At 63.2% G+C, this 726-nt stretch carries 2 protein-coding genes; one reads left to right on the forward strand and one right to left on the reverse strand.

Features of this window, described 5'->3' with window-relative positions; all coding sequences use genetic code 11:
• Positions 1-518 (forward strand): ATP-dependent RecD-like DNA helicase (locus EN969_RS33815; protein ID WP_164758785.1); only part of this gene is annotated, 518 nt, incomplete at its 5' end.
• Here EN969_RS33815 and EN969_RS33820 read toward each other — a convergent pair.
• A partial coding sequence (locus tag EN969_RS33820) for an STAS/SEC14 domain-containing protein (protein ID WP_164758786.1) occupies positions 511-726 on the reverse strand: 216 nt, incomplete at its 5' end. The genes EN969_RS33815 and EN969_RS33820 overlap by 8 nt on opposite strands.

Here is a 726-nt window from a genome sequence, read left to right on the forward strand (position 1 = left end):
AGGAAGACGTTACCCAGGAACTGGTGCTGAAGGCGGACCAGGTGCTGGTCGGCACCAATCGCACGCGGCGCCGCTACAATCAGCGGCTGCGCGAGCTCAAGGGCTTCAACGCCGACTATCCGCAGGCCGGCGACAAGCTCGTCTGCCTGCGCAACGATCCGGCAAAGGGCCTGCTCAACGGCTCGCTGTGGAAGGTGATGACATCGTCGCGCGAGACGGTGAAGCCCGGCATCAACCTTCTGGTGTCGCCGGAAGAGGACGATCCGGATCGCGGCGTCGCCAAGATCAAGCTGCTCAAGGCGGCGTTCGAGGATCCGGACGCCGATATCCCCTGGCAGCAGAAGAAGCGCTTCGACGATTTCGACTATGGCTACGCGCTGACCGTGCACAAGGCGCAGGGCTCACAGTGGAACGAGATCGTGCTGTTCGATGAAAGCTGGGCCTTCAAGGAAACCCGCCAGCGCTGGCTCTACACCGCCATCACGCGGGCGGCCGAGCGGCTGACGATCGTCAGGTAGGGGCGCCGGATGCTGTTGCCCCGATAGGCTGTGCGGCAAGCCATTGCCAGGCGGCAGCCTCGTCCTCCGTCCTGAAATGCCTGATTTCGATGGGTGGTGAGGACGGCAGAAAGCGTTGTGCGTCCGCTATCCAGTCCGGTTCGCCGATCGTCGCGCAACGGTCGACATGTTCCAATGCATGAATGGCGCCCTGCTTCAGGGTCTCGTC

Origin of the sequence: Mesorhizobium sp. M7A.F.Ca.CA.003.01.2.1 (genome assembly GCF_003998945.1) — a bacterium.
GTDB lineage: Bacteria > Pseudomonadota > Alphaproteobacteria > Rhizobiales > Rhizobiaceae > Mesorhizobium > Mesorhizobium ciceri.